We start from the raw sequence: 15,932 nt of genomic DNA on the forward strand, positions 1-15,932 counted from the left end.
TTGAAAATTATTGTTTACCTTAAAGAAATAATATGGACAGATTCTCCGAAATCCGCGCCTTTGTCTGCGTGGCGGAATTGGGCAGCTTCGCCGCCGCCGCCGACCGGCTGGAATTGTCGCGGGCGATGGTGACCAAGCTGGTAGCGTCGCTGGAGAACCGGCTGGGCGCCCGGCTGATGCATCGTACCACCCGCAAGCTGTCGCTGACCGAGGCGGGCGAGACCTATCTGTCGCAGGCCGGCAGCCTGCTGGCGGAATTGGACGAACTGGACGCGCTGCTGTCGCATGGCGCCAGCGAGCCGGTGGGACGCCTGCGGGTGTCGGCGCCGGTGTCCTTCGGCATGCGCTACCTCGGCCGCATCATCGGCGGCTTCCACCAGCGCCATCCGCAAATCGAGGTGGAGCTGAGCCTAAACGACCGGCGGGTGGACCTGGTGGAGGAGGGCTTCGACCTGGCCTTACGGGTATCCAATCTCAGCGACTCCACACTGGTGGCGCGCCGCTTGGCGCAAATAGACGATCTTTTGGTGGCTGCGCCATCGTACCTCGCGCGCCACGGCGCGCCAGCACACCCGTCGGAGCTGGCTTCGCATCGGTGTCTGTTGTATGCGCTGACGGCGCAGCCCAATGTCTGGGATTACCAGGCGCCGGACGGTAGCCGCGACAAGGTGCGGGTGAAGGGGCCGCTGAAGGCCAATAACGGCGATGTGCTGACCGACGCGGCGATCAACGGCATGGGCATTGTGCTGCAGCCGCGTTTCCTGGTGGAGCAGGCCTTGGCCGATGGCGGCCTGGTGGCCATCCTGCAGGATTACCACTGGCATTGCCTGGACTTGTCGGTGGTCTACCCGGTGCGCAGGCATGTGCCGGGCAAGGTCAGGGTGTTTGTCGATTATCTGGCGGAATTCTTTGCCTGACGGCGTAATGACTTGAACATGTTAAAAGGAGGGAAATGGCGATGCGCGGGTTTTGGCTGTTCGCGGCGATTTGGATGGGATTGAGCCTGCAGGCATCCGCCCGGAGGCGAATTGCCAGCATATCCCGCTGCCGGTGTACCTGATACGGGCCGAGATGGATAAGGTGTAGGGGGACACCACGGTAGTATTTCGCACAGATGCGGCTGGGCGCTATGGCAGCCTGGTGGGGATGGAGTTTTCCGCAACGATTCCGGAAGATTACCGCGAAGATTTCCGTCCGGTCCTTCTCGCCTTGCTGCCGGAATGCCAATGCAAGCCCAATATCAGCCTTTGGCAGCGCCTCCGCTTTGCTCAGGAACGCTAGCGCGGCTTGCCGCCGGGCAATCTCTGTGGCCCTGAAACTGACTGGGGATGCAGCATCTTGCTGGATGGTTTCGGCAGCAGCGGCGGCGGCTTGCGCGGATCGGCGCCTATATTGATGTTCTAATAGAAAATATCTTTATCAGTCCTATAAAGGAAGCCGGCGCCGCGATTGCGCCGGACGGTATGGGAAGGAGAAGGATATGCGAAAAGCGATATGGCTGGCCGGCCTGTTGGCCGCCGGCATGGCGGCGGGCGCCGCGGCAACGGGCTGCGCTCACCAAGAGGCGCCGGATTACCCGTTGAAAGCTCTGCGCGACGAGGTGGGCGGCGTGGTCAAAGTGAGGTTTCATACCCGGGGCGACGGCACGGTGGCTGGGATCGAGAGTGCGGAGTTCCGGCAGATTCCGCCGCAGTATCGCAGCGGTTTCCGCTCGGAGATCAACAAGGCCCTGCGCGAATACCGTTGTGCGCCGGACGTCAGCTTGACTCAGGAGTTTGCGTTCCGGACGGAGGATGAATGACACCGGGCGGCGCGTTTCCGCGCCGCCTCATGTTCAGGGATAGAACCAGTACAGGCTGTATCCCATCGCATGCACCTTGCCGGCGTCCAGCCGCATGGTGATCTTCACTTCGCTGTTGGGGTTGAAGCGGCCCGGCTTCAAGTCGTCCGGCTTCAGGTATTCCTTGGGCGCGAACACCTTGCGGATCAGCACCTGATCGTCGCTGTCCTTCAGCGTCACCTCCAGCATCGGGAAGGCTTGAGCGTACTGGGCGTGGTTCTTCAGCGTGGCGGACAGCTGGATCAGGTTGGGGTAGTCCGGCACGAAAGCCAGTTCCGACCACTCGGTGCGGATCAGCCCGATATCGGTCGGCCAGGGCACCTGGCAGTCCAGCGCGCGGCACATATTCTCCAGTGCCGGGCGCATTTCCGGCACTTCCGCCGCGATGCGGGTGCGGTTGATGTAGATCAGTTGCGCGGCCAGGAACAGCACGCCCAGCACGGCCAGCATGGCCAGCACGCCGTTCAGCCAGGGGCTGGGCGGCTTGTGGTGGGCGGCTTCCTCCTCTTCCTCGGCGTCGGCATCGGTGAACAATGGCGGCTCGATCGCCGGCCGCTGCGGTTTGGCTTCGGTTTCCGCCGGGCTTTCCGCGCGGCGGCGGCTGCCGAAGACGTCCGGCTCGGCAGCAGGCAGTGGCGGCTCGTCAAACGGATTGCCGATGGGCGTGGTGATCTGGCGGTTCTGCATGGCTTCCGCCAGCGCGCGCTGGAACTCTTCCAGCTCCGCTTGGGCGGGTTCCGGCTCGGCCGCCGGCGTCGCCGGGATGGCGGCGGCGGACGGGGCGGTCAGCGGGCTATCGGTTGCGATTGCGAGGTCTGGATGGTTGTCTTGCGGATCGAAATCCGGCACTTCCAGCTCGAAATCGTCGATGGGGTCGCGTCCGGAGCCGTGCGCGGCGTGGTCGGGAGCGGGGGAGGGCTCGGCAACCGGCTCGGGCGCCGGCTGCGTGACGACAAAATGATCCGGCGCCTTGAACACATGTGAACAGCGCCCGCAACGCACCAGTCCATTGGCTGCGGCTAACTGGCTGTCATTGACCTTGAAACGGGTCTGGCAGTTGGGGCACTGTGTCGTATATGTCATACCGTGGCGCGTCGGGTTCCTGTCAATCGAGTCCATCCTTCGTCGAATACCGGCGCATCCATCTCAAACCACTGGTTGTAGATGGCAGACAGTTCGTCGGCCTGTTCGGCGAGGATGCCGGAAAGAACGATTCTACCACCGGTTTTGACATGGCTAGACAGCAGCTCGCCGAGCATGCGCAGGGGATTGGCCAGGATGTTGGCCAGCACCACGTCGTAGGCGGCTTGCGGATTCTGGTCCGGCAGGAAGAAATCGGCCTTGACGCCGTTCTGCTCGGCATTGTCCTGGCTGGAGCGCACCGCCTGCGCATCGATGTCGATGCCGACGGCGGAGGCCGCGCCCAGCTTCAGCGCGGCAATGGCCAGGATGCCGGAGCCGCAGCCGTAGTCGAGCACCGATTCGCCGCCCTTGAGTTGCTTGTCCAGCCATTGCAGGCACAGCCGGGTGGTCGGGTGGCTGCCGGTGCCGAAAGCCAGGCCCGGGTCCAGCTGCAGGTTGACTGCGTTGGGCTCCGGCGCGTCGTGCCAGGTCGGGGTGATCCACAGCCGGTCGGAGATGCGGATCGGTTCGAACTGCGATTGCGTCAGGCGCACCCAGTCCTGCTCCTCCACCCGCTCCACCTTGTAGCCGGGCATCGCCAGCTGGCAAGCGTTGGCCGCGGCGGCGATCAACAGCGCCACGTCGGCGCTTTCGTCGAACAGGGTGATGATGCGGCTCTGGCTCCACAACTGGTCCACCGGTTCGCCCGGCTCGCCGAAGATCGGCTGTTCGCGGTCGGTGCCGGCCCAGGCGTCTTCGATCGCGGTGGACAAGGCGCCCGCGTCCATCAGCGCGTCGGCCAGTTTTTCCGCGATGGCGGAGTCGGAATCAATGGTGGCTTGCAACCATGCCATCAGGCTTCCCCTTTTTTCTGCTGCAGGCGGTGTTCCAGATAATGGATGCTGGTGCCGCCGCGCTGGAAGGCCGCATCCAGGAACAGTTCCTGGTGCAGCGGGATATTGGTCTTGATGCCGGAAATCGCCATTTCCGACAGCGCCACGCGCATCCGCGCCATCGCCTGCTCGCGGGTGTCGCCGTAGGCGATCAGCTTGCCCACCATCGAATCGTAGTGCGAGGGTACGGTGTAGCCCTGGTAGATGTGCGAGTCGATGCGGATGCCGGGGCCGCCGGCCGGGTGATAGCTTTCTATCTTGCCTGGCGACGGAATGAAGGTGAACGGATCCTCGGCATTGATGCGGCATTCCATTGCATGGCCGTGCAGCACGATGTCTTTTTGCTTATAGCGCAGTTTCTCGCCGGCGGCGATGCGGATCTGCTCCTGCACGATGTCCACGCCGGTGATCATTTCGGTCACCGGATGCTCCACCTGCACGCGGGTGTTCATCTCGATGAAGTAGAACTCGCTGTTTTCGTACAGGAATTCAAAGGTGCCGGCGCCGCGGTAGCCGATGCGGCGGCAGGCTTCGGCGCAGGCTTCGCCTATCTTCTGCCGTTGCTTGTCGGTGATGCCCGGGGCCGGCGCCTCCTCGATGATCTTCTGGTGGCGGCGCTGCATCGAGCAGTCGCGCTCGCCCAGGTAAATGGCGTTGCCGTATTCGTCGGCCAGGATCTGGATTTCGATATGGCGCGGTTCCTGCAGGAACTTCTCCATGTATACGGTGGGATTGCCGAAAGCGGCGCCGGCTTCGGTGCGGGTCATCTGCACCGAGTTGATCAGCGCGCCTTCGGAGTGCACCACGCGCATGCCGCGTCCGCCGCCGCCGCCCGATGCCTTGATGATCACCGGGTAGCCGATTTTCTTGGCGATCTTGACGATTTCCGCCGGATCGTCCGGCAGCGCGCCTTCGGAACCGGGCACGCAGGGTACGCCGGCGGCGATCATCGCGTTCTTGGCCGACACTTTGTCGCCCATCTCGCGGATGGTGTCCGGGCGCGGGCCGATGAAGACGAAGCCGGACTGCTCGACGCGTTCGGCGAAGTCGGCGTTTTCCGACAGGAAGCCGTAGCCGGGATGGATGGCCTGGGAGTCGGTGACCTCGGCGGCGGCGATCAGCGCCGGCACGTTGAGGTAGCTCTTGCCGCTGGGCGCGGGGCCGATGCAGACCGATTCGTCGGCCAGCTTCACGTATTTGGCTTCGCGGTCGGCTTCGGAGTGCACGACCACGGTTTTGATGCCCATTTCACGGCAGGCGCGCTGGATGCGCAGCGCGATTTCACCACGGTTGGCGATCAGAATTTTTTCGAACATGGAATTTCTCCGCGATCTGGCCCCGGCCAGGCGTGTCGCCTGGGGGCCGTTGCTGTCACGTCAAACGACAAGGGCACAGACCTTGGCCGTGCCCTGAATCTCGCGATGTCGTCCGAGTGCTTTACTCGATGACGAACAGCGGTTCGCCGTATTCCACCGGCTGGCCGTCTTCCACCAGGATGGCTTTCACCACGCCCGAACGGTCGGCTTCGATCTCGTTCATCAGCTTCATCGCTTCGATGATGCACAAGGTATCGCCGGCGTTGACGCTCTGGCCCACTTCGACGAAGGACTTGGAGCCGGGGCTCGGCGAGCGGTAGAAGGTGCCGACCATCGGCGACTTCATCGCGTTCTTGTCGCTGGCGGCGGGCGCTGCGGCTTCGGCAACCGGAGCCGCCGCAGCGGCTGGCGCGGCCGACGGCGCAGCGTACATCTGCGCCATCGGTTGGGCGTAAACCTGCTGGTTGGCGGATACGCGGGTGATACGGACTTTTTCTTCGCCCTCGGTCACTTCCAGTTCGGCGATGCCGGACTCTTCGACCAAGTCGATCAGTTTCTTCAGTTTACGCAGGTCCATTGTCAATCCTTCAGAATGGGATGTTCTGTAACGGTGGTCAGGCTTGCGCGGCAAGATGCCGTACGGCGTGCGCAAGCGCCAGCTCGTAACCGTGGGCGCCCAGCCCGCAGATGACGCCGACCGCCAGATCGGAAAAATACGAATGCTGGCGGAACGGCTCGCGGGCGTGGACGTTGGATAGATGTACTTCAATGAACGGCAGCTTGACCCCGGCCAGCGCGTCTCGCAGCGCGACGCTGGTGTGGGTGAAGGCCGCCGGATTGATCAGGATGAAGGCGGTGCCGTCATCCAGACATTGGTGTATGCGTTCTATCAATACATGCTCGGCGTTGCTCTGCAACGCCGATAAGGCAAAACCAGCCGACTTGGCCTGTTTGACCAAGCGCTGATTGATGTCGTCAAGGGTGTCCCGGCCATAGTGTTGAGGTTCCCGCGCCCCAAGCAGATTGAGGTTAGGGCCGTGCAGCACGAGGATGGATCGGCTCAAAGCCTGACTCCTGTTTTTCATCTTGGCCGCGAGTTTGCCGCAATTCGCCGCAAAATGTCCAGCATTTGCGGAATTTAAAACGGTTGTTTAGGCAAGGCTGGCCGCGGCCAAACACTGATTTTAGAGTGAAAGCATTAGATTTTAAGGGGAAAATCATTGTGGCATGTTTGCAATATGTAAATGGAATATCGGCGTCGGTCAAGCCTGCCCAAGCGACGATATGATGCGCGGCACTGTGCCGGGCGGGTTGGCGCGGGTATAATTTGCCGATTCTGAATGATTGTTCCCGTATGCAGCTCTCCGACTTCGATTACCACCTGCCTGAGGCATTGATTGCCCAGCATCCGCCCGCGGTTCGCGGCGCCAGCCGCCTGCTGCACGTGGACGGCATGAACCTGTCCGACCAGACTTTCGCCGATCTGCCTGCCAGATTGCAGGCCGGCGATCTTCTGGTGTTCAACGACACTCGCGTTATCCGCGCCCGGCTGTTCGGCGAGAAGGCCAGCGGCGGCAAGATAGAGGCGCTGATCGAGCGCGTGCTCGACGACCACACCGCGCTGGCGCACGTGCGCTCGTCCAAATCGCCCAAACCGGGCAGCCGGCTGATCTTCGCCGGCCGCTGGGAGGCGGAGATGGTCGAGCGCCAGGGCTCGCTGTTCAAACTGCGCTTCCTGGCCGAGGACAAGCTGTTCGACATTCTGGAGGCCTCCGGCAAGCTGCCGCTGCCGCCTTATATAGAGCGCAGCGCCGAAGGCGACGACGATGAGCGCTACCAGACCGTCTACGCCCGCGAGCAGGGCGCGGTGGCGGCGCCTACCGCCGGCCTGCACTTCACCGACGAACTGCTGGCCAAGCTGCAGGCCGAGGGCGTGGAAACCGCCTTCGTCACGCTGCACGTCGGCGCCGGCACCTTTCTGCCGGTGAAGGTGGAGAATGTGGCCGAGCACAAGATGCACAGCGAGATCTACGAAATCCCGCAGGCGACGGTGGACGCGATCGCCCGCGTCCGCGCCCGCGGCAACCGCGTGGTGGCGGTGGGCACCACCAGCGTGCGCGCGCTGGAGTCCGCCGCGCGCGGCGGCGACCTGGCGGCCGGCCGCGGCGAGACCGACATCTTCATCACGCCAGGTTACCGCTTCCGCGTGGTGGACCGCCTGCTGACCAATTTCCATCTGCCCAAGTCCACGCTGCTGATGCTGGTATCGGCGTTCGCCGGTTACGACGAGATTCGCCAGGCCTACCGTCATGCGGTGGAACAGCAATACCGCTTCTTCAGCTATGGCGACGCCATGCTGTTGGAGAAAAAAGACTAAGGTTTCCTTATGAAGGCGCCGGGGGGCACTGCCCGTCCGGTCTGACGCAGTCGAACCAACAGAAAGCAAGCCATGTCCATAGCCGTTCCCAACGCTGCCCAGCCGATGGAAATCCAGCTGCACGCCGTGTCCCGGGTGCTGGAAATCGCCTTCGACGACGGCGCCCGCTTCGAGCTGCCGTGCGAATACCTGCGCGTCCACTCCCCGTCGGCGGAAGTGCGCGGCCACGGCGTCGGACAGGAAACCTTGCAGGTGGGCAAGCGCCATGTCGGCATCACCGCGCTGGAACCCATCGGCCACTACGCGCTGAAGATCACTTTCGACGATGGCCATGACAGCGGCTTGTACAGCTGGAGCTATCTATACGAGCTGGGCGCCAGGCGCGACCAGTACTGGCAGCAATATCTGGATAAGCTCGCCGCCGCCGGCGCGAGCAGGGAGTGAGCATGGACAAGAGCACGCATTTCGGTTTCAAGACCGTCGACGAAAGCGAGAAGGCCGGCAAGGTGGCCGAGGTGTTCCATTCGGTGGCCGGCAAGTACGACGTGATGAATGATCTGATGTCGGGCGGCCTGCACCGCGTCTGGAAGCATTTCACCCTCACCACTTCCGGCGTGCGCGCCGGCGACAAGGTGCTGGACATCGCCGGTGGCACCGGCGACCTGGCGCGCGGCTGGGCCAAGCGCGTCGGCAAGACCGGCGAAGTCTGGCTGACCGACATCAACAGCTCGATGCTGACCGTCGGACGCGACCGCCTGCTGGACGAGGGCGTGATCCTGCCGGTGTCGCTGGCCGACGCCGAGAAGCTGCCGTTCCCGGACAATTACTTCGACGCGGTGTCGGTGGCTTTCGGCCTGCGCAACATGACCCACAAGGACGCGGCGCTGAAAGAAATGTGCCGGGTGCTGAAGCCGGGCGGCAAATTATTCGTGCTGGAGTTCTCCAAGGTGTGGAAGCCGCTGGCGCCGTTTTACGACTTCTACTCGTTCAAGGCACTGCCCATCATGGGCAAGCTGGTGGCGAACGACGCCGACAGCTACCAGTATCTGGCCGAATCCATCCGCATGCATCCGGACCAGGAAACCCTGAAGCAGATGATGCTGGACGCTGGTTGCGGCAAGGCCGACTACCACAATCTGACAGGCGGCGTGGTGGCGCTGCACAAGGGCTTCAAGTTCTGACCTCAGCCGGGAGCGCGCGATGGCCATCCAGATAGCAGCCTTCAACCATCTGCTGAACCAGCATCCGGCGCGGCGCGCCGAACTGGCGGCTCACGTTGGTCGCCGGGTGGCGATTGTCTTGCCGCCGTTGGAAGTGGCCGGGGTGATTACCGATGACGGCTGGCTGGCCGCCTGCGCGGGCGAGCCGGAGGCGAGGCTCAGGCTGCGCCATGGCGCGCTGTTGTCGCAGTTGTCCGGCCAGCCCCCGCAGCTGGCTGACATCGCGCTGGAAGGCGACACCGAGCTGGCGACCGCTCTGGGCCGTATCGTCGGCCAGTTGCATTGGCATGCCGGCGAAGACCTGTCGCGGGTGTTCGGCGACGTCGCCGCGCAGCGGATCGAGACCCTGGCGCGCGGCCTGTTCGGTTTCAAGGGCCAACTGGCCTTCCGCCTGGCGGAAAACTGGGTGGAGCATCTGCGCGAGGAAGCGCCGGTGCTGGCCAGCCGCCATCTGGTGGGCCGCTTCGTCGCCGAGGTGGACCATCTGCGCGATGACGCCGGCCGGCTGGACAAGCGCTTGGCGCGGCTGGAAGCCGCGCTCAATAAACAGAATTCCCAGACCTGACGGACTTTATGTCGATATCGCGTTCGCTGAAGATAGTTGCCACCCTGTACCGCTATGGTCTGGACGATTTCCTCGAGGGCCACTCCAAACTGGCCTTTTTGCACAGGCTGTTTGCCCTGTGCCCGGTGAGCCGCGACGTCAGCGCGCCGCTGCCCGAGCGGGTGCGGCTGGCGCTGGAAAGTCTGGGGCCGATCTTCGTCAAGTTCGGCCAGGTGCTGTCCACGCGCCGCGACCTGCTGCCGCCGGAATATGCCGACGAGCTGGCGCGCCTGCAAGACCGGGTGCCACCGTTCGACGGCGCATTGGCGCAGCAGGTGGTGGAGGCCAGCCTGGGGCGCAAGCTCGATCAAATCTATGTCGATTTCAATCTGACGCCGGTGGCCAGCGCCTCGGTGGCGCAGGTGCACAAGGCTTGGCTGAGGCAGCCGGATGGCGGCCGCGGCCGCGAAGTGGCGGTGAAGGTGCTGCGCCCGGGCATCCTGCCGGTGATCGAGCAGGACTTGTCGCTGATGCGCACGCTGGCCGGCTGGGTGGAGAAGCTGTTCGCCGACGGCAAGCGGCTGAAGCCGCGCGAGGTGGTGGCTGAGTTCGACAAATACCTGCACGACGAACTGGACATGATGCACGAGGCGGCCAACGCCTCGCAGCTGCGGCGCAACTTCAAGGGTTCGCAGCAACTGATCGTGCCGGAAGTGTTCTACGACTATTCCAGCCGCGACGTGCTGACGCTGGAGTGGATGCACGGCATCCCGGTGGGCCAGGTGGACAGGCTGCGCGAGGCCGGAGTCGACCTGAAGAAGCTGTCCCGTTTCGGCGTGGAGATTTTCTTCACCCAGGTGTTCCGCCACGGCTTTTTCCACGCCGACATGCATCCGGGCAATATTTTCGTCGCGCCGGACGGCCGCTATATCGCGTTGGATTTCGGCATCGTCGGCAGCCTCACCGACACCGACAAGCACTATCTGGCGGTGAATTTCCTCGCCTTCTTCAACCGCGACTACCACCGCGTCGCCACCGCCCACATCGAGTCCGGCTGGGTGCCCAAGGAGACCCGGGCGGAAGAGCTCGAGGCGGCGGTGCGCACGGTGTGCGAACCTATTTTCGAGAAGCCGCTGTCGCAGATCTCGTTCGGCATGGTGCTGCTGCGCCTGTTCGAGACCAGCCGCCGTTTCAACGTGGAAATCCAGCCGCAGCTGGTGCTGCTGCAGAAGACGCTGTTGAACATTGAAGGCCTGGGCCGCCAGTTGGACCCGGAACTGGACTTGTGGGACACCGCCAAGCCCTTCCTCACCAAGTGGATGAACGAGCAAGTGGGCTGGCGCGGCCTGCTGCGCACCTTGAAGCACGAGGCGCCGCAATGGGCCACCACGCTGCCGACCTTGCCGCGCAAGCTGAACGAGGCGCTGGGCTCCGGCACCACCGAACTGCTGGTGGAGGGCTACATCCAGCTGATGCGCGAGCAGAAGCGGCAGAATTTCCTGCTGATGCTGATCGCCGTCCTGCTGGCGGGATTGCTGGCCAAGGTGCTGTGGTAGACCGGCGATGCCCGCCGCGAGAAAACCGTCCATTCCGCATTGAATGGGCGGTTTTTTCTTTTCCGGTCCGGTCGCGCGGCCGGGGCGGCGAACGGCGCAAAATCAGCCGATTGGCATGACCTTGCCATGGCATGGTGCTAATTATCGCGCGGGTAGCTTGGCGCCGGGAAAAATGCGGTAACCTTGATCAAAGTCACTGCTAATAAGGAGCTGCTTATGTTAAGCCGCAACGCGGCCTTGCCGCGCATCGTCATCGTCGGGGGCGGGGCCGGGGGGCTGGAGCTGGCCACCCGGCTCGGACGCAAGCTGGGAGCGCGCCACCGCGCGCAGGTGGTGCTGGTGGATGGTTCGCCCACCCACATCTGGAAGCCGCTGCTGCACGAGGTGGCCACCGGCGCGCTCAATACCGGCGAGGACGAGGTCAACTATTTCGCCCACGCCTTCCGCAACGGCTACGACTTCGAGTTCGGCTACATGCAGGGCCTGGATCAGGCGCGGCGCACCATCAGGCTGTCCGCGATAACCGGCAGCGACGGCCTGCCGCTCAGCCCGGAACGTGAAATCGGTTACGACTGGCTGGTGCTGGCGGTGGGCGCCGAGGCCAATGACTTCGGCACCCCCGGGGTGGCCGAACACGCGATGTTCCTCAATACTCCCGCCGACGCCGAAAAACTGCGCCACCGCGTGCTGGAGCAGGCTTTCCGCTGCAGCAACGGCGCAGCGCCTGGCAAAGCGCTCAGCATCGCCATCGTCGGCGGCGGCGCCACCGGCGTGGAACTGGCGGCCGAGCTTAACCATACCATGTGCGAGCTGCACCATTACGGCGCGCGGCTGCAGCCGGAGCGGGTGAGGATCAGCGTGATCGAAGGCGCCGACCGCATCCTGGCCGCCGCGCCGCCGTCGCTTTCCGCCTATGCCGAGGAGCAACTGGCGGCCAAGCGCATAGGCGTGCTGAGCAACAGCCGGGTGGCGGCGGTGGAGGCCGACGGCGTGGCGCTGAGCGATGGCCGCAAGATCGAGGCCGACATCACGGTGTGGGCGGCCGGCGTCAAGGCGCCGGGCTGGCTGGCCAGCCTGGACGGTCTGGAGGTCAACCGGGTCAACCAGCTGGTGGTGGACGCCCGGCTGCATTGCGCCGGCGGCGACTGCGTGTACGCGATGGGCGATTGCGCCGCCGCGCCGGACGGAGACAGCGGCCGCTTCCTGGCCGCCACCGCCCAGGTGGCGCACCAGCAGGCGCGCTATCTGGCCGACGAGCTGGAGCGCCGCCTGGCCGACAAGCCGGCGCGGCCGTTTGTCTTCAAGCCGCAGGGCATGATGGTGTCGCTGGGCAAGCACACCGCGGTGGGCAGCCTGGCGGCGCTGGTGGGCCCCAAGCGCGATTACCATGTGGAGGGGCGCGGCGCCAAGCTGATCTACGCCTCGCTGTACCGGATGCACCAGGCGGCGGTGCACGGCTGGATGCTGGCGGTGCTGCTATTCATCGGCGACAAGCTGCGCCGGGCCGCAAGGCCTGCGTTGAAGCTGCATTGAGGGCAATTTCTGCCTGCGCCGCGGCTTGAGGGCCGAGATCCTTGCATCCATGGCATGAATGTTTTGAATGGTTTGCCGGGGTTTCTCAGGCCGTTGGGGCGGCCTGGGGGTGCCAGGGGGCTGGCCGCGCAGCCCCCTGGCACATCGGGCGGGCGGAACCGCCATCAAAATCATCGTCCGCGCAGCGGACTCCACGCTGATATGGCTACGCGGGAAATGCGGCCCGCTGTTTCCGGCGGCTAGTTGAGCGTTTGTCCGAGACCTTCTCAGTTGTCGTCCCCTTGCTGCGCCGCAGCTTGACCCGGCCTCCCGCTTCCCCGATGCTGTCTTGACGTATGCATAAGTCGGCGAGGGGATATGGCGGCATCGATAGAAGTGGGGCAGTGGCTGAACCAGCGGCCGCTGGGGCGTTTCCAGCTGCGGCTGCTGGTGCTGTGCGGACTGTGCATGATATTGGACGGTTTCGACGTGCAGGCGATGGGCTATGTCGCGCCGGCCTTGCTGGAAGACTGGGGCGTCGCCAAGGCGGCGTTGGGGCCGGTGTTCAGCGCCGGCCTGTTCGGCCTGCTGCTGGGCGCGCTGCTGTTCGGCGCGCTGGCCGACCGCATCGGCCGCCGCCCGGTGCTGCTCGCCTGCACGCTGCTGTTCGGCATCGGCATGCTGGCGACGGCGGCGGCGCAGACGCTGCCGCAATTGATGCTGCTGCGCTTGCTCACGGGCATCGGCCTGGGCGGCATCATGCCCAACGCGATGGCCCTGGCCGGCGAATACAGTCCGGCCGCGCGGCGCGCCAGCCTGATGATGCTGATCTCCTGCGGATTCACCGCCGGCGCCTTGCTGGGCGGCTTGTTGGCGGCCTGGCTGATTCCGGCCCACGGCTGGCGCTCGGTGTTTCTGGCGGGCGGCGTATTGCCGCTGCTGTTGTGGTTGCCGATGCTGCGGGCCTTGCCGGAGTCGGCGCAGTTTTTGCTGCTGCGCGGCCGCGCGGCGCAGGCTGCGCGCTGGCTGCGCAAGATGGCGCCCGAACTGCCGGCGGATGCCCGGCTGTGGCTGGATGAAAAGCCGTCCGCCAGCAGCCCGGTGGCTGCGCTGTTCGCCCAGGGGCTGGCGCGGCGCACGCTGCTGTTGTGGCTGCTTAGTTTTCTCAACCTGATCGTGTTGTACTTCCTGTCCAACTGGATGCCGTCCTTACTGCGCGCGCAGGGTCTGACCATGCGGCACGCGCTGCTGGCCGGCAGCATGTTGCAGTTGGGCGGCGTGCTGGGCACCTTGAGCATGGGCTTCTGGATAGATCGGGACGGCTATCGCCGCGTGCTGCTGGCCGGTTTCCTGGCGGCGGCACTAGGGTTGTGGCTGCTGGGGCGGACCGAAGGGCAGGCGCTGTGGCTGTTCATCCTGCTGTTCGGCACCGGCTTCGCCATCATCGGCGGTCAGCCGGCGGTGAATGCGCTGGCGGCCAGCTCCTATCCCACCGCTCTGCGGGCCACCGGCGTCGGCTGGAGCCTTGGGGTGGGCCGCATCGGCTCGGTGCTGGGCCCGGGGTTGGGCGGAGTGCTGATAGGCCTGGGTTGGAATCAGCAGGCCTTGTTCGGCCTGCTTTCGCTGGTGGCGCTGGCTTCGGCGGCGGCGGTGTGGGCTTACCACCGCCAGGGCGGCAAGCCGCAGCGGCAGGGCGCGGCCTAGATCGCCAGCAGCGCCGCCACCACGCGGCGGTCCTCCGCCAGCAGGATGTTGAAGGTGCGGCAGGCGGCCTGGGTGTCCATGCATTCCACGCCGATGCCGGCCTGGGTCAGCGCCGCGTACAGCCGCGGGTGGACGAAGCGCTGGCTTGCGCCCGAGCCGAACAGCACCACTTCCGGGCGGTAGGCCAGCAGCGTCTCGAAGTGCTCCGCGGCCAGGCTGGCGAAGTCCGGCGCGCTCCAGGCGGCAAGCTGATCCGAACTGACGATCAGGTTGCCGTCGTGGCGCTGGGCGTTGATCAGCACATGGCCGGCGCCGTAGCCGGTGAACAGGTTTTTGCCTTGTCCCAGCGACTGGTGCATTTTCATCGGAATGGCTCCCTTGGCAGTGGTTTGCGGCCACCGCGCGGCGCATCTGGCGGCGCTCGTGCAGTGCACCAAAGATTGGGATAGGATTATACCCAGACCCGGGGCTCAAGCGACCACGCCCTGAATGTGGCTTTAGCCGCCGGGCGGAACAAAGAGATCCCATGAAACAGCAACCACACCGCCACAAGCATGCCGTCCCGTCCGGCGGGCGGCCAGATACGGAAGTCGCCGCCGCCATGCAGCCCGTACATAAATCGCAGAAACTCGCCAACGTCTGTTACGACATCCGCGGCCCGGTGCTCGAGCATGCCAAGAAGATGGAGGACGAAGGCCACCGCATCATCAAGCTGAACATCGGCAATCCGGCGCCGTTCGGCTTTTTCGCGCCGGACGAGATCATCGAGGACGTGATCGTCAACCTGCCGGCGGCGTCGGGCTATTCCGACTCCAAGGGCCTGTTCGCCGCGCGCAAGGCCATCATGCATTACGCGCAGCAGAAGCATCTGCCGAATGTGGCGATGGACGACATCATCGTCGGCAACGGCGTGTCCGAGCTGATCGTGATGGCGATGCAGGCGCTGCTGGACAACGGCGACGAAGTGCTGGTGCCGGCGCCGGACTACCCGTTGTGGACCGCCGCGGTGAGCCTGGCCGGCGGCAAGGCGGTGCATTACCTGTGCGACGAGGAGCAGGGCTGGTTCCCCAGCATCGCCGACATCCAGGCCAAGATCACCCCATCCACCCGCGCCATCGTCATCATCAACCCCAACAACCCCACCGGCGCGGTGTATCCGCCGGCATTGTTGCAGCAGATCGTCGAAGTGGCGCGAGCGCACCAGCTGATCATCTACGCCGACGAAATCTACGACAAGGTGTTGTACGACGCGGCCAGCCATACCTCCATCGGCTCGCTGGCGCCTGACTTGTTCGTGGTGACCTTCAACGGCTTGTCCAAGAACTACCGCGCCTGCGGCTACCGCGCCGGCTGGATGGTGCTGTCCGGCGAGAAGAAGCACGCCCGGGACTATATCGAAGGCCTCAATATGCTGGCCTCGATGCGGCTGTGCGCCAATGTGCCGTCGCAGTATGCGATCCAGACCGCGCTGGGTGGTTATCAGAGCATCGAAGACCTGGTGTCGCCGGGCGGGCGGCTGGCGCGCCAGCGCGACCTGGCCTACAAGCTGCTGACGGAAATTCCGGGCGTATCCTGCGTCAAGCCGCAGGGCGCGCTGTATCTGTTCCCCAGGCTCGATCCCAAGGTCTATCCGATAGGCGACGACCAGCAGTTCATCCTGGAACTGTTGCAGCAGGAGAAGGTGCTGCTGGTGCAGGGCAGCGGCTTCAACTGGATTGCGCCGGATCACTTCCGCGTGGTATTCCTTCCCAATACGGACGATCTGGTGGAGGCCATCGGCCGCATCGCCCGTTTCCTGGAAAACTACCGCAAGCGCCACGGCAGCGCCGTGTAAGCGCCGGACGGCGG

Annotated in this window: 17 protein-coding genes; 11 read left to right on the forward strand and 6 right to left on the reverse strand. The window is 64.6% G+C overall.

The genetic code is table 11. The annotated features are described in order from the left end of the window. Positions 1-32: 32 nt before the first annotated feature. The 3 genes from BI344_RS08755 (at position 33) to BI344_RS08760 (ending at position 1,801) form a co-directional block, all read left to right on the forward strand. Positions 33-917 carry a LysR family transcriptional regulator gene (locus BI344_RS08755; RefSeq protein ID WP_071112577.1) on the forward strand — a complete coding sequence of 295 codons (885 nt, stop codon included), beginning with the start codon at positions 33-35 and terminating at the stop codon, positions 915-917. Positions 918-1,146: 229 nt separating this feature from the next. Next, on the forward strand, positions 1,147-1,281 hold the full coding sequence (locus BI344_RS25790) for a hypothetical protein (protein WP_277620438.1): 135 nt from the start codon (positions 1,147-1,149) through the stop codon (positions 1,279-1,281). A gap of 199 nt (positions 1,282-1,480) precedes the next feature. Further along, a complete protein-coding gene (locus tag BI344_RS08760; RefSeq protein WP_071112578.1) occupies positions 1,481-1,801 on the forward strand; it encodes a hypothetical protein in 321 nt (106 codons plus the stop codon). Positions 1,802-1,834: 33 nt separating this feature from the next. On the opposite strand, the gene BI344_RS08765 is transcribed toward BI344_RS08760, so the two are convergent. The 5 genes from BI344_RS08765 to aroQ all read right to left on the reverse strand — a co-directional run bounded on the left by BI344_RS08765 (position 1,835) and on the right by aroQ (position 6,256). Continuing rightward, positions 1,835-2,923 (reverse strand): DUF3426 domain-containing protein, encoded by a 1,089-nt coding sequence (locus BI344_RS08765; protein WP_071112579.1) that lies wholly within the window; start codon positions 2,921-2,923, stop codon positions 1,835-1,837. Continuing rightward, positions 2,920-3,816 (reverse strand): 50S ribosomal protein L11 methyltransferase, encoded by an 897-nt coding sequence (gene prmA, locus BI344_RS08770; protein WP_071112580.1) that lies wholly within the window; start codon positions 3,814-3,816, stop codon positions 2,920-2,922. The genes BI344_RS08765 and prmA overlap by 4 nt, the downstream gene beginning before the upstream one ends. Beyond that, positions 3,816-5,171, reverse strand: a complete 1,356-nt coding sequence (gene accC / locus BI344_RS08775; protein WP_071112581.1) for an acetyl-CoA carboxylase biotin carboxylase subunit — start codon at positions 5,169-5,171, stop codon at positions 3,816-3,818. The genes prmA and accC overlap by 1 nt, the downstream gene beginning before the upstream one ends. 121 nt (positions 5,172-5,292) lie before the next feature. Continuing rightward, entirely contained in the window at positions 5,293-5,748 is a 456-nt protein-coding gene (gene accB / locus BI344_RS08780) for an acetyl-CoA carboxylase biotin carboxyl carrier protein (protein WP_071112582.1), read from the reverse strand. A gap of 37 nt (positions 5,749-5,785) precedes the next feature. Then, on the reverse strand, positions 5,786-6,256 hold the full coding sequence (aroQ, locus tag BI344_RS08785; protein ID WP_193430969.1) for a type II 3-dehydroquinate dehydratase: 471 nt from the start codon (positions 6,254-6,256) through the stop codon (positions 5,786-5,788). Positions 6,257-6,525: 269 nt separating this feature from the next. On the opposite strand from aroQ, the gene queA reads away from it, so the two are divergent. The 7 genes from queA to BI344_RS08820 all read left to right on the forward strand — a co-directional run bounded on the left by queA (position 6,526) and on the right by BI344_RS08820 (position 14,084). Beyond that, positions 6,526-7,548: a tRNA preQ1(34) S-adenosylmethionine ribosyltransferase-isomerase QueA gene (queA, locus tag BI344_RS08790; RefSeq protein ID WP_071112584.1), complete on the forward strand. Its 1,023-nt coding sequence runs from the start codon at positions 6,526-6,528 to the stop codon at positions 7,546-7,548. A gap of 72 nt (positions 7,549-7,620) precedes the next feature. After that, on the forward strand, positions 7,621-7,992 hold the full coding sequence (locus BI344_RS08795; protein ID WP_071112585.1) for a gamma-butyrobetaine hydroxylase family protein: 372 nt from the start codon (positions 7,621-7,623) through the stop codon (positions 7,990-7,992). A gap of 2 nt (positions 7,993-7,994) precedes the next feature. After that, a complete protein-coding gene (ubiE, locus tag BI344_RS08800; protein WP_071112586.1) occupies positions 7,995-8,729 on the forward strand; it encodes a bifunctional demethylmenaquinone methyltransferase/2-methoxy-6-polyprenyl-1,4-benzoquinol methylase UbiE in 735 nt (244 codons plus the stop codon). Positions 8,730-8,748: 19 nt separating this feature from the next. Beyond that, a complete protein-coding gene (locus BI344_RS08805; protein ID WP_071112587.1) occupies positions 8,749-9,333 on the forward strand; it encodes a ubiquinone biosynthesis accessory factor UbiJ in 585 nt (194 codons plus the stop codon). Positions 9,334-9,341: 8 nt separating this feature from the next. After that, positions 9,342-10,868 carry a ubiquinone biosynthesis regulatory protein kinase UbiB gene (ubiB, locus tag BI344_RS08810; protein WP_071112588.1) on the forward strand — a complete coding sequence of 509 codons (1,527 nt, stop codon included), beginning with the start codon at positions 9,342-9,344 and terminating at the stop codon, positions 10,866-10,868. 216 nt (positions 10,869-11,084) lie between these two features. After that, on the forward strand, positions 11,085-12,401 hold the full coding sequence (locus BI344_RS08815) for an NAD(P)/FAD-dependent oxidoreductase (protein ID WP_071112589.1): 1,317 nt from the start codon (positions 11,085-11,087) through the stop codon (positions 12,399-12,401). Positions 12,402-12,758: 357 nt separating this feature from the next. Further along, entirely contained in the window at positions 12,759-14,084 is a 1,326-nt protein-coding gene (locus BI344_RS08820; RefSeq protein ID WP_239690862.1) for an MFS transporter, read from the forward strand. On the opposite strand, the gene BI344_RS08825 is transcribed toward BI344_RS08820, so the two are convergent. Beyond that, positions 14,081-14,449 carry an Mth938-like domain-containing protein gene (locus tag BI344_RS08825; protein WP_071112591.1) on the reverse strand — a complete coding sequence of 123 codons (369 nt, stop codon included), beginning with the start codon at positions 14,447-14,449 and terminating at the stop codon, positions 14,081-14,083. The two genes, BI344_RS08820 and BI344_RS08825, sit on opposite strands and share 4 nt — an antisense overlap. A gap of 236 nt (positions 14,450-14,685) precedes the next feature. Between BI344_RS08825 and BI344_RS08830 the strand changes: the two genes are divergently transcribed. Continuing rightward, a complete protein-coding gene (locus BI344_RS08830; protein ID WP_071112592.1) occupies positions 14,686-15,918 on the forward strand; it encodes a pyridoxal phosphate-dependent aminotransferase in 1,233 nt (410 codons plus the stop codon). Positions 15,919-15,932 lie beyond the last annotated feature (14 nt).

The sequence above is a fragment of the Chromobacterium sphagni genome (assembly GCF_001855555.1).
GTDB lineage: Bacteria > Pseudomonadota > Gammaproteobacteria > Burkholderiales > Chromobacteriaceae > Chromobacterium > Chromobacterium sphagni.